The organism is Halomonas shantousis, from assembly GCF_054654615.1.
Map to the genome: position 1 here is coordinate 1,229,177 of NZ_BAAIER010000002.1, position 25,534 is coordinate 1,254,710.

Sequence of the window (25,534 nt, forward strand, 5' to 3'; positions counted from 1 at the left end):
CCAAGCGTAGATTGTCATGAATAAAATTTTATCACTGGTTGTGCCTGTCAAGGATGAGGAAGAGGCGATCGGGCCGTTTCTTGATGCCATATTCGACACCCTGCGTGAGGTGGATTACGAGCTCGAGATCCTCTTCATCGATGACGGTTCCAGCGATGCGACTGCTGCCAGGCTGCAAGAGGCTGCTCAACGCGACTCGCGGATACGCTGGCTAAAGCTGTCACGTAATTTCGGTAAGGAAGCCGCGATGTCGGCGGGGCTCGATCATGCCCGTGGTGATGCGGTGATTCCGATGGATGTCGATCTTCAGGACCCCCCCGAATTGATCCATGAGTTCGTGCGCCTATGGCAGGATGAGGGGTACGACACGGTCTATGGCGTACGCGTTTCACGGCATGAGGATACACGACGTAAACGTGCCTCGGCGGGAATGTTCTATCGGGTGTTCAATCGCGTATCTCACACGCCCATCCCCAGCAATGCGGGTGATTATCGGCTGCTCGACAGACGTGTCGTCGAGGCATTGAAAAAACTGCCTGAACGCAACCGTTTCATGAAAGGACTATTCTCCTGGCCGGGGTATCGCTCGATCGGAGTCCCTTACTCGCGCCCTTCGCGACGCTTTGGAACGACCAAGTTCAACTACTGGAAATTGTGGAATTTCGCCCTGGACGGGCTGACCAGCTTCTCGACATGGCCCTTGAGGGTCTGGTCTTATATAGGCGGTGTCGTGGCGCTTGTCAGTTTTATGTACATGCTGGTCATTATCATCAAGACGTTGGTCTTCGGCATCGATATGCCGGGCTATGCCTCGCTGATGTCAGCTGTACTCTTCTTCGGGGCGATGCAGCTGATCTCGATCGGCGTGCTGGGCGAGTACATCGGTCGCCTGTTCATCGAATCCAAGCAGCGCCCTCTCTATCTGGTCGAGTACGATAGTCACGCCCTGTCTTCCCGGGAGGATGGCGTGGCCGCTCACTCGGAATACGACCGGGAGCGGGCATCATAATGGCAGGGTCGGCAAGGCAGGAGTTCGGTAAGCTCGTTCGATTTGGGATCGTAGGGGGGGGAGCGACACTCGTCCATCTAGTGGTCGCCTGGACCTTGCTCTACTTCGCCCCACACTGGTCGCCCCTGATCGTGAACTTTATTGCCTTTCTGGTGGCGTTCTCGTTCTCATATTTGGGCCATCGTCATTTCACTTTCAACAGCGAAGGTAGCGTTGCAAAGTTCTTCGTGGTCGCCTTCGCTGGATTTGCTCTCAATAACGGTCTGCTGGCTATTTTGCTCGGTGTGACACAATTGCCGGATTACGTGGCGCTGACAATAACTACGTTACTGGTACCGATCGTGTCCTATCTTGCGGCTCGGCTATGGGCATTTAAGTAAAGCCGGATTTCGCCAGGACAAGGATGCCGCCGCCTGGAAATCAGAAGTTTAATGATCCCGCCGCGACCGCAGCAGATACAGGAGCGAACGGCCGGCCATGGCCAGAAAGACCGGGGCGCCGGCCAGTAGATAGAAGTAGTAGGTCACGAAGCGCCAGATCAGAATGGCGGCAGCGGCGCTCTGCTTGCCCATCATCGGGGCGAGCAGGGCGGAGGAGGTGAGCTCGGCGCCTCCCGCGCCGCCGGGCAGGAAGCTGAGCTGGCCGGCAGCCATCGACAGCATCTGCACCAGAAAGGTCCAGGCCCAGTCGATGCTCTGGCCCAGGCCACGTACCGCCAGATAGAGCACGCTGTAGCGCAGCAGCCAGTGCGCGGTGCTGAGCAGGAAAACCAGCAGCAGCGTGCGGCGTGGCAGGCGCAGGGTCTCGATCAGCGAATTGCGAAAATGCAGCAGTCGCCGGGCCAGCCCGAAGCGGGTCTTGTGGCGCACCTTGAGCCGTTGCAGCCAGTGCCCGGTAAGTCTCAGCAGATGCGAATAGTGTCGCAGTATCAGCACCAGACACACCAGGCCACTGACCAGGAGCAGCACGGGCAGCCCCACCAGCCAGCCGAGCTGCAGGTTTACCGCCTCGACGAGCACGTACAGCGAAACGCCGATCAGCGCGGAGAGGAAGAACAGCAGGTCGGTCAGTTGATCGACGGCGAACACTCCGGAGGCCTGGGCGGGGCGAATGCCGCGCTGGGCGAGTAGCGCCAGTAGCGTGACCGGCCCGCCCGTGCCGCCAGGCGTGGCACAGTAGGCGAACTCGACGGACATCACGATACCCAGCGCCCTGGGCTGGCCGAGCGCACCGGCGCGTCCCGCCAGCAGCAGGCGCAGACGTATGGCGTTGATGTTCCAGCCGATCACGACCAGGCTGAGCATCAGCAGCAATTGGTCGACGGGAAAGGCCCGCAACTGGGCAAACAGGCCCTGCCCGCCGAGCAGCAGCGGAATCGCCAGCGCGGCGATCAGCCCCACGCTCAGCAGCAGTAAGGTACGTTTCATGCGGCGGCGGAGGTTCCTTGGTCGGCCTGGCGGTCCAGCCAGTCGATCTTGGTGACGGGGCGCCGACCTTCGGCAATCAGCGTGGCCAGGGTCGTCAGCCAGTAGTCGCGGACCCAGGCATGACGCATGTCGACCGGGTGCAGGCCCAGGCGCAGCAGAGGGGCCTCACGGTGACGCCGCCGCTGAGCTTCGCTGACCAGCCGCGACATGCCGCGCCGCCAGGCGCTGCGCGCACTCCACACCAGCCCCGGTGCATCGATACGGGTGAACTCGGGGAGCCGGTAGAGATGCTGGGGGTCGCTGGTGTAGCGCAGCGGACGTCGGGTCAGTGCACGGCGAGTGCCATCGCTCATCAGCCAGGCGGGGGCGACGAAGCCCGCGAGCGGCCAGTCGAACGCCTCGAACATGGCGATACCGGCATCCAGGCGCTCCAGCGCCTCGGCCTCGTCAAGCGAGTAGAACTCGCCTTCGACGGTATAGAAGCGTCGCATGAAATAGTCCCGGGGCGTGCGCGGCGGTGGCGCATCGTCGCAATGATAATAGCCATGCAGGGCCAGTTCGTCGCCTGCGGCCAGGCGTGCGTCGAGCCGGGCCCGGAAGGCGCTGTCCTGGCGGCAGTCGCTGTGGTGATGGAATTCGGGCACCACCAGCCAGGTGATCGGAATCGGGCCCACCTGGCGGGCCAGGATGTCCACCTCGGCAACGAAATCACGATAGTCGGGCCAGGTGGCCGGGGTCACGTCGTGCAGGACCAGGGCCAGGAAACGTTCAGCCATGCGGGCTCCTTGAGGGTGGGGGTGTCAGGCCCGTGAGTTCGCGATAGTGACGGACCAGTCCATCGAGCACCACGTCCCAGCCGTGTTGTCGCTCGACGTAGTGCCGGGCGTCACGGCCCATTGCCTCGACATCACGCTTGAACAACTCGTGGACCGTGCGGGCCATGGCCTCGGGCTGATGAGGGTCGCACAACATGCCACACTCGCGCGGCACGTTCTCGGTCAGCGCGCCTGCCCGTACCGCGACCACCGGTATGCCGCTGGCCATCGCTTCCAGCGCCACCAGGCCGAAGGTCTCTTCGGTGCCGGCATGTAGCAGGGCATCGCTGCTGGCCAGCCAGCGGGCAACCTCGGCCGCCGGCGTATAGCCGAGAACGGTGACGTTGCGGGGCACGCGGGTCGGCATCTGGGGGCCGACCAGCAGCAGGTGGTAGCCGTCACCGAGCTGGCGAGCGACGTCGAGCAGTTCGCCGATGTTCTTCTCGGGGCCGGCGCGTCCCGCGAAGACCAGCAGCCGGGTACCCTTCGCGAGGCCCAGGCTGTCACGCAGGGCGGGATCGCGATGGCGGGGATGGAAGGTATCGAGATCCACCCCGAGCGGCTGAAGATGCACGTTGTCGAGCCCGATCCGATGGAGATCCTCGACCATGACATGGCTGGGCGCCAGAACGCGATCGAAGCGGGTATAGAGTCGCCTGACGTAGTCTTCGGCACGTGGTGTGGCCCAACGGCCGAAGAAGGTGCCCATCAGGCGGGGCAGGTCGGAGTGATAGAACCCCACCACGGGAATGCCCATCCTCTGGCCGGCATCCAATGCAGCCCAGGCGGTCACGTAGGGGTCGCCGGCTTCGATGATATCGGGGCGCAGCGTTTCCAGCGCATGTCGCCAGGCTCGCTGGCGCAGCGGAAAGCGATAGCCATGGCTGAAGGGCAGAGGCGGCGATGCGAGGCGGTGGATATATCCATCTTGGTATGCCTTGCGGCCCGGAATCAGCAGGTGGTAAGCGATATCGGGGTACTGGGCGAGACGGCGCTGCTTGGCTTCGAGATAGGTTCGGACACCGCCGCTGGCGGGCGCGTAGAACATGGTGATATCGGCGATATGCAACGTACCGCTCCTTTCCATGGATCGCTGACATTCCTCGAACGGTCATGCCGGAACGAGTGGCTGTGCCAGACGGACGGTTATGCCCAATAGCCGTATCAACCTGGCAGGCCCCTCGCTGCCGGTACTGGCGGCGGGGAATGTCAGGAGACGCTGGCGGCATGGCCGAGAGGAACGCAGGGGGCAAGGCGGTGCCCCCTGATTCTCTTCAGGTTCCGTTCAGACGGGTCTGAAACGGATGTGGAGCTGACTCAGACGGCAGGCCGCGCCACCAGCGAGCGAGTGGCTTCACGAGCTTCGGTCAGTATCACCTGGGTCATGTCGCCGAGCTTGTAACGCGGCTCGCCTTCGATCTGGATGCGGCCTTCCTTGTCGTCGATGACCACCTTGTCACGATCGCTATGCAGCAGCGGCGCGGGAACGAAGGCGGTGGCGCCGTTGGCGACCAGGCGCACGCGCATGCCGCCACGCCGGATATCGATGATCTCGGCATCGAAGGTCGTGCCTTCCGTCGCAGCCGGGGTGAGGTAGCGTACGTACAGCCAGTCCTTGACGTCGCGCTCGGCCATGCGATTGAGACGACGGCGCTCGGTGAGCTGCTCGGTCAGTGTCGCGCTGGCTTCGGCAGGAGCGCTCTCCTTGTTGAGCACGCGCTTGATCAGACGGTGGTTGACCATGTCGCCGTACTTGCGGATCGGAGAGGTCCAGGTGGCGTAGGCGGGCAGCCCCAGGCCGAAATGCGGTCCCGGTTGCGCCGACATGTTGGTGTAGCCCTGGAAGCGACGCAGGCGGGCGTCCAGCCAGGCGTCCTCGCGGGCATCCAGCGTGCGGCGCAGTTCGCGATAGCGCTCGAGCTCCAGCAGCTGGTCGCGTTCGGCGGCGATGTCCTGGCTGGTCAAAAACTCCAGCGCCTGATCGGCCTTGTCCGGCTCGAAGGCGCGATGCACATTGAAGATGCCGTGGCCGATGTGCGCCGCGAGCAGGTCCGCGCAGCAGGCGTTGGCGGCGATCATCGACTCCTCGATCATGCGCTGGGCGATGCGCCGTTCCTCGGTGCGGATGGCCAGGACATTGCCGGCATCGTCGAGATCGAAGACGTAATCCGGACGATCCTTGAACACCAGGGCATGCTCCTCGCGCCAGCGCGAGCGTGCCTCGGTGAGCGCGGCCAGGGCCTTCAGCTGCTCGCCGATGCTCTCGCTGGGCGGTTGCCAGTCGCCCTGGCCTTCCAGCCAGTCGGACACTTCGTCATAGATCAGCCGCGCGTGGGAGCGTACGGTCGCGGCGAAGAAGCGGTACTCGCCGAGGCTGCCGTCGGCGCCGATCTCCAGAGTGCAGGCCAGCGCCGGGCGTTCGGCACCCTCCTTCAGCGAGCACAGATCGTCGGCGAGAATCTCCGGCAGCATGGTGACGTTCTGGCCGGGCAGATAGACGGTGAAGGCGCGGGTGCGTGCCTCGAGATCCGCCGCGTGGCCTTCTTCCACGTAGGCGGTCGGGTCGGCGATCGCCACGTGCAGGCGCCAGCCGCCTTCCGCGCGGGTTTCGACGCGCAGGGCGTCGTCCATGTCGCGGGTCTTGGGCCCGTCGATGGTGAAGAATGGGGCCTCGGTCAGGTCCTCGCGGGTGAGCCCTTCGTCGCGCAGTGGCCAGTCCTCGCCGGCTTGCGGAGAGGCCTGCTCGAGCGCGTGACGCGCCAGGGTGACACGCCATGGCACGGCCGGGTCATCGGCCTTGGCGATGAGCTCATCGATCTGGGTGAAGAAGCCGCGATCGTCGGGCTTGAGCGGGTGACGCACCAGATGCGCCACGACCCAGTCGCCATCGCTGATGCTGGTCTCGTCGATGCTGCGCTTGATGCGCGCCTTGAGCACGTTGTTGATCGAGGGATGATCCGGCACTACGGCCAGGCGGTCTTCGCGTTTCTGGACGCGGGCGACAAAACGTTCGAGACCGGCCTCGAGCAGCGTTTCGGGTTCCACCGACTTCTTCTCGCCCTCCTCCTTGAGGATGGCTTCGACACGGTCGCCATGCAGAACCTGCTTCATGGCAGGCGGCGGCACGAAATAGGATTCGCCGTTATCGGTCTCGAGAAAGCCGAAGCCCTTGTCGGTGCCCTTGATGACACCCTGGACCCTCGGGGTCGTCTCGCGGATCTGTTGCTTGAGCTGAGCAAGCAGCGCGTTGTTCTGCAGCATGGGAGTACGTTCGATGGCGGGGACAGACCGTCACTATACGGATTCAGACAGGGCGCGCCAACCGGCTGAAACAACGAGCGCGCCCGACGATTGTCGCTCAGTTCAAGGCATCGACCAGGGTGTACCGGCCATCGAGCAGGCCGAATTCCCGGTCGCGCAATGTACGTGTCTGGGCCAGATGGAGCAGGGCGTGGGCGACATTGGCCCGCGATACCCGATTGTCGTCGGCGTCTTCCAGTCGCGTGGCAATCCGCTGGCTGGCAGGCTCGTCGGTCAGGCGTCCGGGTTTGAGAATCACGTGGGCCACGCCGGCGGTACGCAGGTGGGCGTCGGCGGCGAACTTGGCGGCCATGTAGGGACGCATCTTCGCCGGCGCGGTCAGCGGATCCTCGGCGCGCAGGGCACTGACCATGATGAAGCGGGCCAGACCCAGCTCGGCAGCCAGATCGATGGCGCGTATCGCTCCGTACAGGTCGATCATCAATGTCTTGTCGGGGCCGGTATGGGGGCCGGAACCCGCCGTGAACAGGACCTGATCGCAGCCATAGAAGGCGTGACGCAGGCGGCCTTCCAGGTCGGCGATCACGGTCTCGATTCCGCGTTCGGCGAACCAGGCCTGTTGAGCGCTGTCGCGGATCATGGCGCGAATCGCCAGGCCGCTGCGCTGGGCAAGTTCGCAGAACTGGCGGCCGATCTGGCCGTTGGCGCCGATTACCAGGGTTTTCATCTCTACGCTCCTTTTCCTTGGATGGCCTTGAATGTCCTTGGGTAGCGAAGTGCGAGCCGCATATCAGCGCTGATTGTCGTCTGTCTTGCCCGGGGTTTCCAATCGGCGCAGCTGTTGCCACAGCTCGCGGCGCAGATCGCCGATACGAGGCGCTTCATCGTCGGCAAAGGGGAGCGGGCGCGTCATGCGCAGCGTGCGCAGCCCCAGGCGCGCGGTAAGCAGCCCGGCGCCCAGCCCTTGTCCGGCGCGGGCGGAAAGCTTGCCGGCGAGATTCATCGACAGCAGATCCATGCTGGCGTCGCTGGCCATCTCGCTGGCCCCGGCGAAGGCCATGTTGCGCAGTACGGCGCGAAACAGCTTGAGACGGCTGGCGTAGCCCAGCTCCAGGCCATAGAGCGCGGCCAGCCGGTCGATCAGCGCGATGTTGCGCCAGGCCATGAGCAGCATGTCCACCAGGGTCAGCGGGCTGACGGCGACCATCACCGCCGTCTCGCCGGACATGCGGGTGATCAGCCGGCGGGCCTGGCGATCGCGCGGAGACAGCACATGGTGGGCCAGCAGGGTACGGGTCTCGTGCGCATCATGATGGGCCTGATGTGCCTCGAGAAACGCCTGCCAGTGAGGGTGGTCCACGCCGAGGCCCATCTGCTTGCGCAATTGCTCGGCCAGGGCCATCGGGGTCTGCTCGGTGTCCTCCACGCGTTCCAGGCGTTCGCGCAGGCGCACGTGACGGCGCAGCCGGCGCAGGCGCCACAGCTCGCGCATCAGTGCGGCGCTGCCCAGCCCCACGGCGAGCAGGCCGAGCGCGCCCCAGGCGCCGGCCAGCCAGTCGCCCCCCAGCGCCGATTCATACAGCGCGCGCACCGCCTCGATGCCGCCCAGGGTCAGGGTGCCGCCAAGAATCGCTGCAAGCCCCCAGCGCCGCTTGCGTGGCCGGGAAAGCGCCGCGTCGAGTTCGATGTCGGGCGGCAGTTCCTCCTCCAGCGGCTGGGAGGCGAGCACCGGCGAGAAAGCCTCGGCCGGGCGCGGGTCGGCCCGGACGAAGGTCTGTTCGTCAAGTGTGAAGCGCTGGCCCGGGCGGGGATCGTTCATGTCAGTTTGTCTCCGATCAGCCAGTCGAGAGCGGCATCCATGCGGATATGCGGCAGATGCTCCTCTTCGAGGAGCGGCGGACGAAAGGCGGTGAAGTCGAAGCCTTGGCGGGCCCAGAAGTTCTGGTCAGGCAACCGCTCGGGCACTTCGCCGGGAAACAGCAGCACATCCTCGCCGGCCAGGGTGGTGCCGCGCAGCGCTGGCGAGCGCTTGCCGTCGACCGTCACCTCCCGCGCCTGGGTGGCGCGGATCGAGGCCAGGGACAGGGCGCGCACCGGGACATCGGCATAACGCAGATCCTTGATCGGCTCGGCGAGCAGGGATTCGAGCAGGGCGACGAGATTGCCGTGCTGCTCCGGCGTGACGTGGTCGGCCTTGGTGGCGGCAATGGCGAGGCGGTCGATGCGCGGCGCGAACATCCGGTTGAGTAGGCTGCGCTTGCCGTAGTCGAAGCTCCGCATCAGCGTGGCCAGGGCGCGTGAGAGGTCCTCGAAGCGCTCCGGGCCGGCATTCAGCGCGCCGAGCACGTCGACCAGCACGATCTGGCGATCGAAGCGCTTGAAATGGTCGCGATAGAACGGCTTGACGATCTTCTGCTGATAATGGGCGAAGCGTCGCGCCAGGGTGCGATAGACGCTGTTCTCGGGCAGAGCCTCCAACGCCTTGCGTTCGTTCTCGCTCGCGCCCGGCAGCGGAAAGAACTGCAGCACCGGGGCGCCCTCCAGCGCGCCCGGCAGCAGGAAACGCCCGGGTTGCAGGTCGGCGAAACCGGCTTCGCGGGCGCGCCTGAGTCCCATTGCATAGTGATCGGCAATGCTCGCCAGCTGTTGTTCGTCGGCTTCGGCGGCCGGATCGAGCCCGCTCACGGCGTCCAGCCATTGCTGCGTCAGGGCGCGGCGTTCGGCCCCCAGGGCCTGCTGCTGACGTTCGCTCCAGCTTAAGTAGTCGTGTTCCAGCAGCGGCAGGTCGAGCAGCCATTCGCCGGGATAGTCGATCAGATCCAGCGTCAGCGTGGCGGTATCCCCCAGCAGGCCCCGGGCCCGCCGGGTGCGATGACGCAGGATCAGGCGCAGTTCGCTGATGCCCCGGGTCGGCTCCGGCCAGTGAGGCGGCGAATCGGACAGCGACGTCATGGCCGCATCGTAGGGAAAGCGCGGAATCCCCAGGTCCGGCTGCGATACGCGCTGGGCGCCGAGCAGTCGGCCTTCGCGTGCGGCGCGTAGCAGATCGAGTCGTGCCGAAATGCCGGCATGACGCAGCTGATGGACGAGCGAGGTCAGAAAGGCCGTCTTGCCGGCCCGGGACAGGCCGGTGACGGCCAGGCGCAGCTGGCGGTCGCGGCCGCGCTCGAGCAGGTTGGAGAGTTCCTGGGTCAGGTGGCGACGCATGGTGGCTTCCACTGAGAATCTGTCGTTAATGTGACGGTAGAAGAGGGGAGAGACAAGGGGAGCAGGGTGGGAACGGCGATTCCCGCCGGGCAATGCCCGGCGGGAAGAAGGGTATCAGCCGGCAAAGGCGATGTAGATGGCGGCGACCATGATCAGCAGCAGGATGCCGACGACCTTGGCACCTTTCCAGGGGGTCAGGTCGACTTCGCCGCTGTCTTCGTGCACCCAGGCGGTGGCACGCGGACGCAGTTTGCCGACGGCCAGCATGAACAGCACCAGCAGCACGAACACGCCGGCCACGAAGTGGTACTGGTTGGTGACCTCGAGGATGCCGTTGAACGGCGGCAGGAAGTAGCCCGCGGCGATCAGCGCACAGCCACCTATCAGGCCGATCTTGGCGGCGATGGCCGGCACGCGCTTGGTCAGCAGACCCACCAGCACGACGGCCAGGATGGGAATGAAGTAGATCGCGTTCATGGTCTGCAGATAGCTGAACAGACTCTCCTGTCCCGCCAGCAGCGGGGCGATGGTCATGGCGGCGAAGGCCATGATCCAGCCGAATATCTTGCCTACCCGGACGACCTGCTCTTCGCTGGCGTTCTTGTTGATGGCGCCCTTGTACAGGCCCAGGCTGAACAGGGTCGTGGTGCTGTTGAGCGCCGAGTTGAACGAGGACAGGATGGCGCCGACCATGACCGCGGCGAAGAAGCCGGTGAGGTACGGCGGCAGCACGTTGAAGACCAGATGGCCGTAGGCCTCGTCCGGGCGCACGCCTTCATCGGCATAGAGGTGATAGGCGATGATGCCGGGCAGCACCAGATACAGCGGTCCGAGCAGCTTGAAGAAGCCGGTCAGCAGCACCCCTTTCTGGCCTTCGGCGAGATCCTTGGCGGCGAAGGTGCGCTGGATGATCTGCTGGTTGGTGGTCCAGTAGAACAGGTTGATCAGGAACACGCCGGTGAACAGGGTGGCGAAGGGAACCTGCTGATCCTCCTGGCCGATCGAGTTGAGCATCTGCGGCTCGGACTGCTTGAGCGTCTGCCAGCCGGCCATGATGCCACCGTCGTTGCCGACCGCCTGCAGGCCGAAATAGACGATGACGAAGCCGCCGATCAGCAGGCCGACGCCGTTCAGGGTGTCGGAGACCGCAACGGTGCGCAGGCCACCGAACAGGGCGTAGATCGAGCCGATCAGGCCGACGATCCATACCGTGCTCCACAGCAGCGCCGTATCCGACTCGATACCGGTCAGCCCCGCCAGGTCGAGCATGCCCTGCAGGCCCACGGCTCCCGAGTAGAGAATGATCGGCAGCAGAATGACCGCGTAGGCCAGCAGGAAGATGATGTTACAGATCAGCTGGGTGCCGGCATCGAAACGGATTTCCAGCAACTGAGGAACGGTGGCGATGCCGCTTCTGAGAAAGCGGGGCAGGAAGAACAGCGCCAGGATGACCAAGGCCACCACTGCGACCACTTCCCAGGCCATCACGCTCAGACCGTCGACGAAAGCCGATCCGTTCAGGCCGACCATCTGCTCCGTCGACAGGTTGGTCATCAGCAGGGAGCCGGCGATCAGCGGGAAGGTCAGGCTGCGTCCGGCGAGGAAGTAGCCCCGGGTGCTGCTATGGTCGTCGCGGCGGGTGATGAACCAGGTGATCAGTGCCACCAGGCCCGTAAAGAATAGAAACGAGATTAGAGTGAGGGCATGCATAGCGTCGAATCCTTTTGACGTATGAAACAAGATGCTGGGTCGGTCGCTGTCGCCAGAGCCGGCGGTATCCCGAGCGGGTATCCGGCGTTACGTATTGTCATGGGCGCTGATTCCATGTTGACGGTTCGTATGCAACCTAACCGAACAGTGTAGCTGTTTGGTGCGGCTACGCTATTTGTCAGTCATAACGCTGCTAATGTGTGCATTAGCAAGAGCGACACTTATGGTAAACCGTTTGGTTCCGTTAATCGAACGCCTGTTCGACTTGCCGATTGCCTCCGTCATGGTGGCGATAGCGCCGGGCATGAATCTTCTTCGATGCCGGAGCCGAAGAGGGATTCGGGGACGAACGGGCAAGGCCCGCAGGACGGACGGAAAATGGCGCCTTCGGCTCGATATCTTCCTCCACATGTTGTGCTTTCTTGGCTAGCCTTTATCCATATATGGTGTTTGTGTGGTGGCCGGAGTGGCGGTTTCTTGATCTGAAACAGCCGTGTTCGCGTAGTTCCGGCCTAGCATGCCGCCATCGAGATTCGGGCGAAGGCCTGTCGTTTTCGCGAACTGCTGGAGATTGCCATGAGCACCCCCGCCGAAGCTGCCAAGACATCCAACCAAGTGCCGTTGCAAGCGCCCTCCTGGGACATATGGGACGCCAAGTACCGCCTCAAGGATCGCCACCAGCAACCCGTGGATGACGATGTCGAGGCTACCTTCGATCGTGTGGCCCGGGCCCTGGCGGCGATCGAGGGCGACCAGGCCGATGTCTGGCTGCCGAAGTTTCGTTGGGCACTCGAGAATGGCGCCGTGCCTGCCGGACGAATCCTTTCCAATGCCGGGGCCGAGGAGTACAAGCCGGCGGTGAGTCTGATCAACTGCACGGTGTCCCGTGCCGTCCAGGACTCGATGCATGACATTCTCGATTCGGTGGTCGATGCCGGCATGACGCTCAAGGCGGGCTGCGGTATCGGTTACGAATTCTCCACGCTGCGTCACAAGGGGGCCTTCGTGTTCGGCTCTGGCGCCGGCACCAACGGCCCCCTGGCGTTCATGGATATCTACGACAAGATGTGCTTCACGGTGGCCTCGGCGGGAGGGCGGCGCGGAGCCCAGATGGCGACCTTCGATGTGGGCCATCCCGATGTCGAGGCTTTCATCGAGGCCAAGCGCGAGCCGGGGCGTCTGCGTCAGTTCAACCTGAGCCTGTTGATCACCGACGAGTTCATGGAAGCGGTCAAGCAAGACGCCGACTGGCAGCTTGCCTTCCCTCTGCACCCCGGCGAGAAGGAGGACGTGCGGTCCGAGGATATCCTCTACCGCGACTGGCCGGTCGTCGAAGAGGGCTACACCGTCGACGACAAGGGGCGGGTGGCCTGCCGCATCGTGAGCACCGTCAAGGCGCGCGAGTTGTGGGACACCATCATGCGGTCTACCTACGACTTCGCCGAGCCGGGCTTCATCCTCATCGACCAGGTCAACCGCATGAACAACAACTGGTTCTGCGAGGAGATCCGTGCGACCAATCCCTGTGGTGAGCAGCCACTGCCGCCGGAAGGCGCATGTCTGCTGGGGTCGGTCAACCTGACCCGTTTCGTGATCGATCCGTTCGGTGAGAATCCGCGCTTCGACTGGGAGCGCTACCGCCGAGTGGTGGCCATCTTCACGCGCATGCTCGACAACGTGGTGGACATCAGCGGCCTGCCGCTGCCCGGCCAGCGCCGCGAGATCGAGGTCAAGCGACGTCACGGCATGGGCTTTCTGGGGCTCGGCTCGACCCTGGCCATGCTCAAGATGCCCTACGGTTCGAAGGCGTCGCTGGGCTTTACCGACGAGGTCAGCCGGACCCTGGCCATCGAAGGCTGGAAGGTGGCCCTGGAGCTGGCCCAGGAGAAGGGCATGGCGCCGATTCTCGCCGAGGACGTCGAAATCACGCCGAAGATGATGCGTGAGCGCCCGGAACTGGGCCGGGACGGCTACGAGGTGGGCGACAAGGTGCCGGGGCGTATTCTGCATGCCCGTTATAGCCGTTACATGCAGCGTATCGCCGAAATTGAGCCGGAACTGATATCGGCGCTGGCCGAGCACGGGGCGCGCTTCACTCACCACTCGTCGATCGCTCCTACCGGCACCATCTCGCTGTCGCTGGGCAACAATGCATCCAATGGCATCGAGCCGTCGTTCTCGCATCGCTACTTCCGCAACATCATTCGCGCCGGGCGCAAGACCAAGGAGCAGGTCGAAGTGGTGTCCTTCGAGCTGGCCGCTTACCGCCATTTCGTGGCCCCCGATGCGGTGGAGAGCGATCTGCCGGAGTACTTCGTGACCGCCGATGCGGTGACGCCGGAACAGCACGTGGCGGTGCAGGCGGCGGCGCAGCGTTGGATCGACTCGGCGATCTCCAAGACGGTGAACGTGCCGACCGATTTCCCCTATGAGCAGTTCAAGAAGCTCTATCTCCAGGCCTACGACGAGAAGCTCAAGGGCTGCACCACCTTCCGCTTCAATCCCGAGGCTTTCCAGGGGGTGCTAGTGCGCGAAGACGATCTCAAGAACACCACCTACGTCTTCGAGCTGGAGAGTGGCGAGGTCCTCGAGCTGAAAGGCGACGAGAAGGTACTCTACGATGGTGAGGAGCACACCGCCGCCAACCTCTACGATGGCTTGAAGGAGGGGACCTATGGCAAGTGGTAAGCCACGACCTGCTGCGCTCGTGACGGCCTTGAACCGGCCTCGCTGGAGCGTCCGCCTACCCCTGTTCCGGAAACCCTTCCAACACCTGTTCCAAGGAGTCCGCTGATGGCCATCGAGATCAAGTCGAAGATCCTGTCGTATCACGTCAAGCCGGCGACGGAGAGGCAGGCGCCGCCGCTCGAGGAGAATCCCCTGACGGTGCGCATTCCCTCGCGCCCCGAAGGAACGCTGGAGGCGGTGTCGGAAAAGATCGCCTATGTCGGCGCCGAAGGGCGCAAGAAGGTCTACGTGCTGGTGGCGTTCATGCCGGTGGAGGGCGTGCTGAACGGCAAGCGGGTGGTGATCGAGCGGCCCGTGGAATTCTTCTTTCCCTCCGGGCAGCTCTCCAGCGAGCATCAGTGGATCACCGCCACCATGCGCAGCCTGTCACTGGCGGCACGCGGCGGCTACGTGACCCAGGCGCTGGCCGACCTGCGCAAGGTGGCCTGGGACAAGGGGCTGGTGCGCTGCGGCATGAATCGCTGGGGCAAACCGATGTTCCATGATTCCGAGGTCGCGGCGATCGCCTGGTCGATCCAGCAGATCCTCTATCGCCGCGGTTTCGTCGATATCGACGGCAACCAGGTGCCGGTCGATGAACTGGCGGAGCGCTACGCGCATCGCCTGATGCATGGCCATCCCTGGCAGCCGCCGGCTCCCGAGGAGACGACTTCGGTGGCGAGCGATCAGGCGGGCGGCGAGAAACCGACGGTAGTGGGGCATTGCCCCGAATGTCGCGGCGAATTGATCATGATGGACGGTTGCCCGACCTGCTATGCCGGTTGCGGCTGGTCCAAGTGTGGCTAGCGACACTTGACGTCATGCGGCGAAAAGGCTTTGGCTAAAGGGCCTTGATGAAGGGCTTGGTGAAGGGCAGGCGAAAGAGCCCTGACATCGAACTCTGAGGGCGAACGGGCCGATCATTGAGGTGAACGGCCGCTACCGTCTGGGTCAGCGGATGACTACCAGCGTACCGATCCTCACCCAGCGATCCAGCGATTGGATCTCGCTGTTGGTGACGGCGATGCATCCTTCGGTCCAGTCGAGGATGCGGTGAATGCCGGCGGGCCGGGCACCCAGCCCGTGAATGCCGATATGCCCGCCCAGCGGTGTGCTCGCCGGCGAGATACCGTATTGCTGGCGATAGCGGAGATAGTCACGATAGTCCCGGTTGCTGAGAATGCCGTTCTTCCAGGCTTCGCGCGCGATGGTCGGCGTCGGATAATCGATGCCGAAGAACAGCTTGAACCGGCTCTGGCGATTGATCCTGTCGACGTGGAACATGCCGGTGGGGGTCTGGCTGCTACCGCGCAGCCGGAGACGGCTGACGCCTGCGGTGCCCATGGCCAGATACGGAATCGTCAGGATACGCTCTGCGCCGCGATAGACGGCCAGTTTCCGCTCCGCAAGGCTGATGCTGACCCAGACCTGGTCCGGTGTCACGTCGGGCATCGCAACGCTGTCCAGCTCGCTCCATAGGGTCACGGGGGCCGAGCCCGGTACCGTGGCGGTCGGCGAAGGGTCTTTCAGGGCGGCTTGCACCGTCGTGGTGGCGAGCAGCAGGATGATGGTCAGTGCTCCCAGGCATCGCTTGGCCATGCAGGGCTCCGGATCATGTAGGTTCGTGTCGATTTTCATCGATCCTGGCTGGCCGCTATTTTCCGCAATGCATGCGTTTTGGTGCGCTGTTTGTCGCTTTGCCGGCATGCCTGGCTGCGGGTGGCGCTACGGCGCTGAATGGCCGACATGACGCGGACCATGACCTGGGGCAGCGCCATGGTTCAACGAAGCGTCATGGGCGAACAAGCCAGCCGTTGCGAAACGTGTCGGTTACTATGTAAAGATCGATGGGCGAGGGATGCTATCATGAAACGGAGCTTTAGCTTTCGTGTCCTTCTGCGGTATATCGAGTGGAAAAGAATACCGGATGGTGCACTCGCCATTGTGCTTGCCGCCCCATCGGGACAACAATAGGCTGCCGCAAACGGGCCATGGCTCGCCGCGTACAACACACAACACATCGCGGTAGCGTGAAGATGAGGCCGGCTGCATGGTCTTCGCGTCCGGCTGCATAGCCTTCACGTCCGGCTGCCGCAGGGATCGGGTCGAATAATCAGTAACAGCTCAAAAGAGTCTGCCTTCGGTTGGCGGTGTGAGCTGCGCTGCGCCGAAGCATGACAGCATCTACATGCCGGGCCTGGTGCGGTCCGGCACATGGCAAAGGAGTGATGAGGTGAATGCATCGAACCGACGACTTGCGGTGAGTTCCTACTGGCGGCGCGCAGCCCTGCCGCTGGCGGGAATCGTGGGCCTCTGGTGGGGGGTTATCGCTCCGGCCTGTTTCGCTTTTGGTTTCGAGGATGTGGCGAAAAAGGCAGAAGAGCTTGCCAAGCAGAGCTACCAGGCGCCGGAGAGCAACCTGCCCGACGCCCTGCGCGATCTTGACTATGCCGACTATGCCAAGATCCAGTTCAAACCCGAGCGTTCTCTCTGGCGCAGTGATAACCTGCCGTTCGATCTCAGTTTCTTCCATGAAGGCATGCACTACGATACGGCAGTGGATCTGCACACTGTCGATGGTGACGAGGTGCACGACATCACCTTCAATCCGGAGGACTTCAATTACGGCGATCTGAATATCCCGCCCGAGGCGCTCGAGTCTCTGGGGCTGGCGGGTTTTCGGGTCAATTATCCGATCAACTCCGATACCAAGCAGGAAGTCATGGTCTTCCTGGGCGCAAGCTATTTTCGCGTCGTAGGGCGTAATCAGGTCTACGGCCTCTCCGGACGCGGCTTGGCGGTCGATACCGCGCTGCCGTCGGGGGAGGAGTTTCCTCGTTTCGACGAGTTCTGGATCGTCAAGCCCAATCCCGACAGCCAGTACCTGACCATTTTTGCGCTGCTCGACTCGCCCAGTGTCACCGGGGCCTATCGTTTCGTGCTGCGCCCCGGCGATGACAGCATCGTCGATGTCCAGTCACGCTTGTTCCTGCGTAACCCGGTCGAGAAGCTGGGTATCGCGCCACTGACCAGCATGTACCTCTATAGCCCCAGTCAGCCCATCGCGACAGAGAACTATCGCCCGGCCATTCACGATTCCAATGGCCTGCTGGTGCATGGCTCGCAAGTCGGCTGGATCTGGCGTCCGCTGGTCAATCCCGCCAAGTTGATGGTGGATACCCGCAAGATCGAGACGTTGCGCGGATTCGGCCTGCTGCAGCGCAGTCACGCCTTCCACGATTACGAGGATCTCGAGGACCGTTACGACAAGCGCCCCAGCGCCTGGATCGAGCCGCAAGGCAACTGGGGAGCGGGCCAGGTGGAACTGGTACAGATTCCCACGCCCGATGAGACCAACGACAACATCGTCTCCTTCTGGACGCCGGAGCAGGTCGCGGAGCCGGGTACGCCGATCGATTACAACTATCGCATCTTCTGGACGACGAACGAGGACAAGTTCCACGATCCCAACCTCTCCTGGGCGGAACAGACGCTGCGTTCGCAGGGTGAGGTCCGTCAGAGCAACCTGATCCGCAAGCCGGATGGTTCTCTGGCGTTCGTCATCGATTTCAAGGGACCGGCCCTGCAGGCGCTGCAATCCGATGCCACGCTTGCCGTGGAAGCCAGCGTCGGAGAGAACGGTGAACTGGTCGAGAGTCGCACGGTGCGCAATACCGCCGAGGGCGGCTGGCGGGTGTTCGTGCGCGTAAAGCGCAACAACAACGACCAGCCGATGGATATTCGGGCGTTTCTCAAGGAGGGCGAACGTCGTGTCTCTGAGACTTGGTTCTATCGACTCCCCGCAGACGCCTGAGGTACCGGTCTCGGACGCGGCCGGAGACTATCTCGAGCGACTGGCCCAGGAGACGGCCTCGCGCGATGAGCGGCGCGCCCTGCTGGCCAGCGATCTCGACGCTCAGGGGCTCAAGGCGCTTCATGCCAGACTCGGGAGGCGCCCGGCGCCTCCCGAGGATCCGGCATCGGTTTCCGTAGGCCGGCGCCTGTCGCTGGCCTATGGCGAACTGGCGCCCGCCGATGTGCTGTCCACCGACGAGCAGGGTCTCACCCGGCTGAAAACGGCACCGCCATTGGCACGTACGCCGCTGGCCCCCGAGCCCTGGTCGACCAACCCCTTCGTGCGCTTCAACCAGTGGCTGCGCCGCTGGGCGGCGCGCGGCTACCGGCGAAGGCGACACAAGGTGGCCCAGGAGCGGCAGGATCCTCGCTGGCAGCGTGTGGCTTCCTTCAGACGCTGGATCCTGCTGATTCTGGTGCTCGGCCAGAGTCTGGTGGCGGCTCGCTACATGAGTACGGTATTGCCGTATGGCGGGCAGGGCGCGCTGGAAATGGCCATCCTGGCGTTGTTCGTGCTGCTGTTCTGCTGGGTGTCTGCAGGATTCTGGACCGCCCTGATGGGATTCTTCCAGTTGCTGCGCGGCCATGATCGCTACGCCATCGATTCCGGCGAGGTTGCCGACACGCCGATCCCGCAGCAGGCGCGTACCGCCTTGCTGGTGCCGATCAGCAACGAGGATGTGCCGCGCGTCTTCGCCGGCGTGAGGGCGACCCTAGAGTCACTGCGCGATACCGGCGAGGCGGAGCATTTCGATCTGTTCATCCTGAGCGACAGCTCCGACCCCGATGTGGCCATCGCCGAGACGCAGGCCTGGCTGACGCTGTGCCGCGAACTCGATGCCTTCGGGCAGGTGTTCTACCGTCGGCGCCAGCGGCGGGTGAAGCGCAAGAGCGGCAACCTCGACGATTTCTGCCGGCGCTGGGGGGCGCAGTACCGCTACATGGTGGTGCTGGATGCCGACAGCGTCATGAGCGGAAGCTGCCTGACGCGACTGGTGCGCATGATGGAGACCCACAGCGAGGCGGGCATCATCCAGACCGCACCGCGCGCGTCCGGGCGGCTCAATCTCTATGCACGCATGCAGCAGTTCGCCACCCGCGTCTATGGTCCGCTGTTCACCGCGGGGCTGCACTTCTGGCAGTTGGGGGAGTCGCACTACTGGGGGCATAACGCCATCATCCGCGTGGCGCCGTTCATGCGCCATTGCATGCTCGCACCGCTGCCCGGCAAGGGCGCGATGTCCGGCGAGATCCTGTCGCACGATTTCGTCGAGGCCGCGCTGATGCGGCGTGCCGGTTGGGGGGTGTGGATCGCCTACAATCTGCCCGGCAGTTACGAGGAGATGCCGCCCAATCTGCTCGACGAGCTCAATCGCGACCGGCGCTGGTGCCACGGCAACCTGATGAACTTCCGGCTGTTCCTGGCCAAGGGTTTCCATCCGGTGCATCGGGCGGTGTTTCTTACCGGCGTGATGTCCTACCTGTCGGCGCCGTTGTGGTGCCTGTTCCTGATCCTGTCGACGGCGCTGCTGGCGGTGCATACCTTGAGCACGCCGGATTACTTCCCGGAACCGGGCATGATGTTTCCGGTCTGGCCGCAGTGGAATCCGGGTCTGGCGGTGGGGCTGTTTTCGGCCACGGCGACCTTGCTGTTCCTGCCCAAGGTACTTAGCGTGATCCTGGTCATCGCGCAAGGTGCCCGCGATTTCGGCGGTGGACTGCGCCTGTTTGTCAGCATGGTGCTGGAATCGCTGTTCTCCATGCTGCTGGCGCCGGTGCGCATGCTGTTTCATACGCGCTTCGTGGTGACGGCGCTGTTGGGGCGTACCATCCAGTGGCGCTCGCCATCGCGTGACAACAGCGACACCTCCTGGGGCGATGCGGTGCGCAACCACGGCGGGCAGACGCTGCTGGGGGCGGTATGGGCCGTCGGCGTCTATCTCATGGAGCCCACCTTCCTCTGGTGGCTGTCGCCTATCGTCGGCGCGCTGATGGTGTCGATCCCGGTCTCGGTGTTTTCCAGCCGGGTCTCGTTGGGGCGGCGCTGCCAGCGTGCCCGGCTGTTTCGCATTCCCGAAGAGACCCATCCGCCTCGGGTACTGCGGCGTATGGTGCGTCATCTGCATCGCATGCGCCGGGTGGGCGCGCCATCCTTCGTGCAGGTCGTGGCGGATCCGGTCGCCAATGCGTTGGGCTGTGCGCTGGCCACGTCCCGCCATGGGATTTCCGAGCTGTTGGCCCGGCGGCGGCGCGAGCGGGTGGATAGCGCTTCTCATGGCGGCCCCGACAGCCTGGACAACAAGGCGCGGCTGAAATTTCTCGACGACCCGGTGTTGCTCTCCAAGCTGCACTACCAGGTTTGGGCGGATCCCGAGGCGCATCCCGGCTGGCGCGAGCAGGGTGTGCCCAAGGTACCTTCGCTGCGCGTGTCGCTCTGATCGTCGGCGTCCTGTCTCAGGGCGGGACGCCGACGATGTCGATAGGATATCGATAGAATGCTGGCGTCGAAGACGACGGTACCGCTATCGAAACAGCACGGTCTGCGAAATACCAACGATCGAAAGGGTGACAGGGAGGTGATGCCATATGTCGAGTCTGCATCCCGAGGATGTGCTGGAATTCTGGTTCGAGACGCTTGCGCCGCGTCAGTGGTTCGTCAAGGACGAGGCATTGGATAGCGAGATCGCCCGGCGTTTCGGCGACTTGCTGGCCGCTGCCGGACGTTGCGAATTGTGGCCGTGGCGCCGTACGGATGCGGGTCGTCTGGCCGAGATCGTGGTGCTCGATCAATTCCCGCGCAATGTCCATCGTGGCACGCCCGATGCCTTCGCCAACGATCCGCTGGCGCTGGCCCTGGCTCAGGAAGCCGTGGCACAGGGTGTCGATAGCCGTCTCGATCCTGACCGGCGTGCCTTCGTGTACATGCCGTTCATGCATAGCGAGTCGTTGGCGATACATGAGCAGGCGCTGCGTCTGTTCGATCAGCCCGGGCTGGAAGGCAGCCTGGACTACGAACGCCGCCACCATGCGATTCTGGTGCGCTTCGGCCGTTACCCCCACCGTAACGCCGTTCTGGGGCGGCTCAGCAGTGAGGCGGAGCAGGCCTTTCTTGAAACGCCCGGTTCCTCTTTCTAGCGGCGCCTCTTGCCGTGGCTCCTTGCCTGAGCGGGGATCGTAACCGGAGCGGAGCGCACAATATTCGATGCATGTCGCGTCGAGCGATCCCCAGCTCGAGGAAAGTCGATACGGCACAGCCGAGCGCCGGCGTGACACATCATCTGAGACGACTATGCTGAACGTGACGCGAAGCGGCGTCACCGAGGCATAGGGAAATCAATTCGTTTGGCAAGAAGGAGACGTAGGCATGGGTATCATCATGTGGCTGATCATTGGCGGCATTGCGGGCTGGATTGCCGGCAAGGTCATGCGAGGGGGCGGTTTCGGCGTGCTCGGCAATATCGGTGTCGGCATCGTGGGGGCGCTGCTGGGCGGTTTCCTGTTCAGCCTGCTGGGACTCTCCTCGAACAATCTCATCGGCTCGCTGGTGGTGGCGACGGTGGGCTCCATCATTCTGCTGTGGATCGCGGCCAAGGTGCGCAAGAGCTAGGGACTGTTGACGTTTCAGCGCGAACCGCGTTGCAGCGTCAAATGGTGCCAGGCAAGGCACGGGATCCAAGTGCTGCGTCATGCCGGCGCAGAGGCGGCGAGCGCCACTTGCGCTCGCCGTTTGGCTAACTACCTTGAAGAGGATAAAAACGAAAGGGTGCCGGTCGGAACGCCGTGCCGTGACAGCGGGAAGCTTCATGGGTAATGGAGTCGGTGCCTCGGGGTGTCCAGGGTCAACCAGCAGATATGGAGTATGTGCACATGGTGAAGAAGCCTCATACCACGAATACCGATGACGCCCACGATACGGATTTCAAGACCCACGAGAACAGCAAGGTCGATAGCCTCAACCGCTATCGCAGCGATGCGACGGGGCATGATCTGCGGACCAATCAGGGCGTGCGCATCGCCGACAATCAGAATTCGCTCAAGGCAGGTTCACGCGGCCCGACGCTGCTGGAAGATTTCATCTTCCGCGAGAAGATCAACCATTTCGATCATGAACGTATCCCGGAGCGCATCGTTCACGCGCGTGGCTCCGCGGCGCACGGCTATTTTCAGCCCTACCCGGAGGCGGCCAAGTACTCCAAGGCCGGCCTGTTCCAGGACCCCAACAAGAAGACGCCTACCTTCGTGCGTTTCTCCACCGTGCAGGGGCCGCGCGGCTCCAACGACACGGTGCGCGACGTGCGTGGTTTCGCGACCAAGTTTTATACCGATGAGGGCAATTGGGATCTGGTCGCCAACAACATGCCGGTGTTCTTCATCCAGGATGCGATCAAGTTTCCCGATTTCGTGCATGCCGTAAAGCCCGAGCCGCACAACGAGATTCCACAGGGACAGTCGGCTCACGACACGTTCTGGGATTTCGTGTCGCTGGTGCCGGAGTCCTCGCATATGGTGCTGTGGACCATGTCCGACCGGGCCCTGCCGCGCAGTTATCGCGCCATGGAGGGGTTTGGCGTGCATACCTTCCGCATGATCGACAAGCAGGGCAAGTCGCGCTTCGTCAAGTTTCACTGGAAACCGCTTAGCGGGACCTATTCGCTGCTGTGGGACGAGGCGCACAAGCTGTGGGGGGATCCCGACTACCACCGCCGCGATCTGTGGAACGACATCGAGAACGGGGATTTCCCGGAGTTCGAGTTCGGCATTCAGGTCGTCGAGGAGGAGGACGAGCACAGCTTCGATTTCGATATTCTCGATCCGACCAAGATCATCCCCGAGGAGCAGGTGCCGGTGATTCCGATCGGCAAGATGGTGCTCAACCGCAATCCGGACAATTTCTTCGCCGAGACCGAGCAGGTGGCGTTCTGTCCTGCGCATATCGTGCCGGGGATCGACTTTACCAACGATCCGCTGCTGCAGGGGCGGCTGTTCTCCTACAACGATACGCAGATGCTGCGCCTGGGCGGGCCCAACTTCCACGAGATCCCCATCAACCAGCCGGTATGTCCGACGCACAACAATCAGCGTGACGCCCTGCATCGGCAGACGATCAATACCGGCCAGGCGTCCTATGAGCCCAACTCCATCGACGACGGCTGGCCGCGCGAGACGCCGGCCGCTCCCGAGAATGGCGGATTCGAGTCGCATTACGAGCGGGTCGACGCCCACAAGGTCCGCGAGCGCAGCGACTCCTTCATGGATCATTTCTCCCAGGCGACACTGTTCTGGAACAGCCAGTCGGAGGTCGAGAAGGAGCACATCATCGAGGCGTACACCTTCGAGCTCTCCAAGGTGATGCGGCCCTGGATCCGCGAGCGCGTCGTTCAACAGATCCTGGTCAACATCCACCCCGAACTGGCGCGTCGCGTCGGCGAAAATCATGGCATCGAGGTGCCGGATCAGCCCACCGCCACCGCGGAGCAGCTGGGCAGAAGTTCCTGTCAGGATTCGCCCGCGCTCAGCCTGATTCGCGCGCGCAAGCCCAACGGCATCAAATCGCGCAAGGTGGCGATCCTGATTGCCGAGGGCATCGATGCCGATCACGTGGAAGCCATTCAGCGCAAGCTGAAGAAGGAGGGCGCGATGGGAATGCTGATCGCGCCCTCCATGGCGCCGGTCAAGACGCCCAGTGGCGCCACGCTGACGCCGGACGAAATGCTGGAGGGCCAGCCGTCGTTCACCATGGATGCCGTCATCGTGCCGGGCGGGGCGCAGGGCGTGAAGGCGCTGGCCGCTTCCGGTCAGGGGCGCCACTACGTGCTGGAAGCCTACAAGCATCTCAAGGTGATCGGCACGCTGGGCGAGGGCAGGGAGCTGCTGGCGGCGGCCAATCTGCCGACGGTAGAAGACGGTGTGCTCAATGCGGCCAAGCCGGACGACATGTTTGCCGATTTCGTCGCTGCCCTGTCTGAGCACCGGGTCTGGTCGCGTAGCGCCAAGGTCGCATCCATTCCCGCCTGAACGAACCATGTCGAAGCGACTCGGTACCCGGCCCCTCAAGGGCCGGGTTTTTCTTGCGGGTCACACGGTCGCCATGGCAGCAACGTACACTCTCGGTAATAATGGAGCATCACATAAGATGCCGGGCCGGATGCCCGGTTGCCGATGCATGACCCATAAGAGACGCTGCCATGGATGTCAGGAAGGAACGCTTCATCGGACTGGAGTGGCTGAGATTCCTGCTCGGCTTGTATATCGTCATTTTTCATACACTGCATGCCTATCCGTCGATCAGAGGCTGGTCGCACTACATAACCGATATCGGCTTCTTCTCGACCAGCGCCTTCTTCGTGCTGTCCGGCTTCCTGCTGGCGCACGTCTATCTGGATAAACGCAAGCGCTTGCGCGAGCCTGCCAGGAGCTTCTGGATCAAGCGTTTTTCCAACCTTTATCCAATTCACATCGGAGCGTTGGTGCTGGCCATGGCCATGGCGACGTTGATCGGCTATCTCGAGATCAGGCCCGAAGATGCCGATGCCTCGATCCGTTTCGTGCTTTACGACGTCAACAACGACATGGGGCAGACCGATCCCGGCAGCCTGCGTCATGTCATGGACAACACCGAACTGGCGGTCAATCTTCTCCTCAATGTCACGCTGCTGCATGCCTGGAACCCGTACTATCTGACTTTCAATCCGCCGTCCTGGTCGATTTCGGCACTCTTCTTCTTTTATCTGCTGTTTCCCTGGATTGCGCCTCGCCTGTTTCGCGTGCGCCATCGCTACCGCGCCCTGTTGCTGAACAATTTCTGTTATCTGCTGCCGCCCCTGGTCGTGATCGCGACCACCGACTTCGGCATGCCCGAAACGGGAATCCTGCATCGCAATCCTCTCATTCGCTTGCCGGAATTCGTCGCCGGCATCCTGTTGTGCTCGCTGTACTGGCACTATCGGCGCAGGGGCGTGGGACTAAGCCGTACCTATGGCTGGGGGCTGGCGCTATTCATCGCCGTATCGATCGTCGTTGCGGTACAGCTGCTCCAGCGGGGCCATGTCTGGTACTACCTGCTGCATAACGGGCTGCTGTTGCCCGCGCAGTTGTCACTGATCTTTCTGGCGGCCCACTGGCGCGCGCCGCAACGTCAGAGTCTCAAGCGTCTCGCAGGCAGGCTGGGGGGTGCTTCTCTGCCGATGTTCGCTCTGCATGTACCGTTGTTCGTCATCTTTACGCGGGTGGAAAGCGTGCTCGCCGGGGAGCCGGAACTGTGCCTTTCCAGCGTCTCGCAATGCTTCGAGGCGGCGGGCGACATCTCGCTGACGTACTACCCGCTGTTCCTGTTGCTGACGATCGTCTTCTGCGTCTACTTCCAGGAGATGTTCGTGATGCGAGTCAGGCGCTGGCTGCAGAAACTTCTGCTGTCACGGGAGCCGGTCTCGCATGTCGACAAGATCGCGTCGAGCTGAGCCCGGCGGGCGTGGATTTTCGCCATGCCGGAGGTGTCGTCATCGTCTGCCATGGCAAGGCTCCAA

Annotated in this window: 19 protein-coding genes; 10 read left to right on the top strand and 9 right to left on the bottom strand. The window is 63.2% G+C overall.

Annotated features, from left to right (window positions below):
* The first annotated feature begins 16 nt into the window (after positions 1 to 16).
* Positions 17 to 1,009 carry a glycosyltransferase family 2 protein gene (locus ACYQ12_RS06225; RefSeq protein WP_459869181.1) on the top strand — a complete coding sequence of 331 codons (993 nt, stop codon included), beginning with the start codon at positions 17 to 19 and terminating at the stop codon, positions 1,007 to 1,009.
* Positions 1,009 to 1,389, top strand: coding sequence for a GtrA family protein (locus tag ACYQ12_RS06230; protein WP_459869183.1), 381 nt, complete (start codon positions 1,009 to 1,011; stop codon positions 1,387 to 1,389). The genes ACYQ12_RS06225 and ACYQ12_RS06230 overlap by 1 nt, the downstream gene beginning before the upstream one ends.
* 48 nt (positions 1,390 to 1,437) lie before the next feature.
* Here ACYQ12_RS06230 and gpgF read toward each other — a convergent pair whose 3' ends face one another.
* From gpgF to ACYQ12_RS06270, 8 genes are all read right to left on the bottom strand, one after another.
* The gene (gene gpgF / locus ACYQ12_RS06235; RefSeq protein ID WP_459869185.1) at positions 1,438 to 2,436 is read right to left on the bottom strand and encodes a glucosaminyl phosphatidylglycerol flippase; all 999 of its coding nucleotides are present in this window, start codon (positions 2,434 to 2,436) and stop codon (positions 1,438 to 1,440) included.
* The gene (gpgD, locus tag ACYQ12_RS06240) at positions 2,433 to 3,212 is read right to left on the bottom strand and encodes an N-acetylglucosaminyl phosphatidylglycerol deacetylase (RefSeq protein ID WP_459869186.1); all 780 of its coding nucleotides are present in this window, start codon (positions 3,210 to 3,212) and stop codon (positions 2,433 to 2,435) included. The genes gpgF and gpgD overlap by 4 nt, the downstream gene beginning before the upstream one ends.
* On the bottom strand, positions 3,205 to 4,320 hold the full coding sequence (gpgS, locus tag ACYQ12_RS06245) for an N-acetylglucosaminyl phosphatidylglycerol synthase (protein WP_459869188.1): 1,116 nt from the start codon (positions 4,318 to 4,320) through the stop codon (positions 3,205 to 3,207). Before gpgS ends, gpgD begins: the two co-directional genes overlap by 8 nt.
* Before the next feature lie 248 nt (positions 4,321 to 4,568).
* The gene (locus ACYQ12_RS06250; RefSeq protein WP_459869190.1) at positions 4,569 to 6,512 is read right to left on the bottom strand and encodes an exoribonuclease II; all 1,944 of its coding nucleotides are present in this window, start codon (positions 6,510 to 6,512) and stop codon (positions 4,569 to 4,571) included.
* 97 nt (positions 6,513 to 6,609) lie between these two features.
* On the bottom strand, positions 6,610 to 7,239 hold the full coding sequence (locus ACYQ12_RS06255) for an SDR family oxidoreductase (RefSeq protein WP_459869192.1): 630 nt from the start codon (positions 7,237 to 7,239) through the stop codon (positions 6,610 to 6,612).
* A 63-nt stretch (positions 7,240 to 7,302) separates the two neighbouring features.
* Entirely contained in the window at positions 7,303 to 8,331 is a 1,029-nt protein-coding gene (locus ACYQ12_RS06260; RefSeq protein ID WP_459869194.1) for a YcjF family protein, read from the bottom strand.
* Positions 8,328 to 9,719, bottom strand: a complete 1,392-nt coding sequence (locus tag ACYQ12_RS06265) for a YcjX family GTP-binding protein (protein WP_459869196.1) — start codon at positions 9,717 to 9,719, stop codon at positions 8,328 to 8,330. The genes ACYQ12_RS06260 and ACYQ12_RS06265 overlap by 4 nt, the downstream gene beginning before the upstream one ends.
* A 114-nt stretch (positions 9,720 to 9,833) precedes the next feature.
* Positions 9,834 to 11,429, bottom strand: a complete 1,596-nt coding sequence (locus tag ACYQ12_RS06270; RefSeq protein WP_459869198.1) for a solute:sodium symporter family transporter — start codon at positions 11,427 to 11,429, stop codon at positions 9,834 to 9,836.
* A gap of 576 nt (positions 11,430 to 12,005) precedes the next feature.
* Here ACYQ12_RS06270 and ACYQ12_RS06275 point away from each other — a divergent pair.
* A complete protein-coding gene (locus tag ACYQ12_RS06275) occupies positions 12,006 to 14,117 on the top strand; it encodes an adenosylcobalamin-dependent ribonucleoside-diphosphate reductase (protein ID WP_459869200.1) in 2,112 nt (703 codons plus the stop codon).
* 105 nt (positions 14,118 to 14,222) lie between these two features.
* Positions 14,223 to 14,963, top strand: a complete 741-nt coding sequence (locus ACYQ12_RS06280; protein ID WP_459869202.1) for a ribonucleoside-diphosphate reductase — start codon at positions 14,223 to 14,225, stop codon at positions 14,961 to 14,963.
* Between the two features lie 144 nt (positions 14,964 to 15,107).
* Here ACYQ12_RS06280 and ACYQ12_RS06285 read toward each other — a convergent pair whose 3' ends face one another.
* Entirely contained in the window at positions 15,108 to 15,755 is a 648-nt protein-coding gene (locus ACYQ12_RS06285; RefSeq protein WP_459869204.1) for a L,D-transpeptidase family protein, read from the bottom strand.
* A 634-nt stretch (positions 15,756 to 16,389) separates the two neighbouring features.
* Between ACYQ12_RS06285 and ACYQ12_RS06290 the strand changes: the two genes are divergently transcribed.
* From ACYQ12_RS06290 to ACYQ12_RS06315, 6 genes are all read left to right on the top strand, one after another.
* Positions 16,390 to 17,970, top strand: coding sequence for a glucan biosynthesis protein G (locus tag ACYQ12_RS06290; RefSeq protein ID WP_459869206.1), 1,581 nt, complete (start codon positions 16,390 to 16,392; stop codon positions 17,968 to 17,970).
* Positions 17,927 to 20,449: a glucans biosynthesis glucosyltransferase MdoH gene (gene mdoH, locus ACYQ12_RS06295; RefSeq protein ID WP_459869208.1), complete on the top strand. Its 2,523-nt coding sequence runs from the start codon at positions 17,927 to 17,929 to the stop codon at positions 20,447 to 20,449. The genes ACYQ12_RS06290 and mdoH overlap by 44 nt, the downstream gene beginning before the upstream one ends.
* 148 nt (positions 20,450 to 20,597) lie before the next feature.
* A complete protein-coding gene (locus ACYQ12_RS06300) occupies positions 20,598 to 21,146 on the top strand; it encodes a DUF924 family protein (protein WP_459869210.1) in 549 nt (182 codons plus the stop codon).
* 229 nt (positions 21,147 to 21,375) lie between these two features.
* Positions 21,376 to 21,618: a GlsB/YeaQ/YmgE family stress response membrane protein gene (locus tag ACYQ12_RS06305; RefSeq protein ID WP_459869212.1), complete on the top strand. Its 243-nt coding sequence runs from the start codon at positions 21,376 to 21,378 to the stop codon at positions 21,616 to 21,618.
* A 260-nt stretch (positions 21,619 to 21,878) separates the two neighbouring features.
* Entirely contained in the window at positions 21,879 to 24,026 is a 2,148-nt protein-coding gene (gene katE, locus ACYQ12_RS06310; RefSeq protein WP_459869213.1) for a catalase HPII, read from the top strand.
* A gap of 170 nt (positions 24,027 to 24,196) precedes the next feature.
* The gene (locus tag ACYQ12_RS06315; RefSeq protein ID WP_459869215.1) at positions 24,197 to 25,468 is read left to right on the top strand and encodes an acyltransferase family protein; all 1,272 of its coding nucleotides are present in this window, start codon (positions 24,197 to 24,199) and stop codon (positions 25,466 to 25,468) included.
* The last annotated feature ends 66 nt before the right edge of the window (positions 25,469 to 25,534 follow it).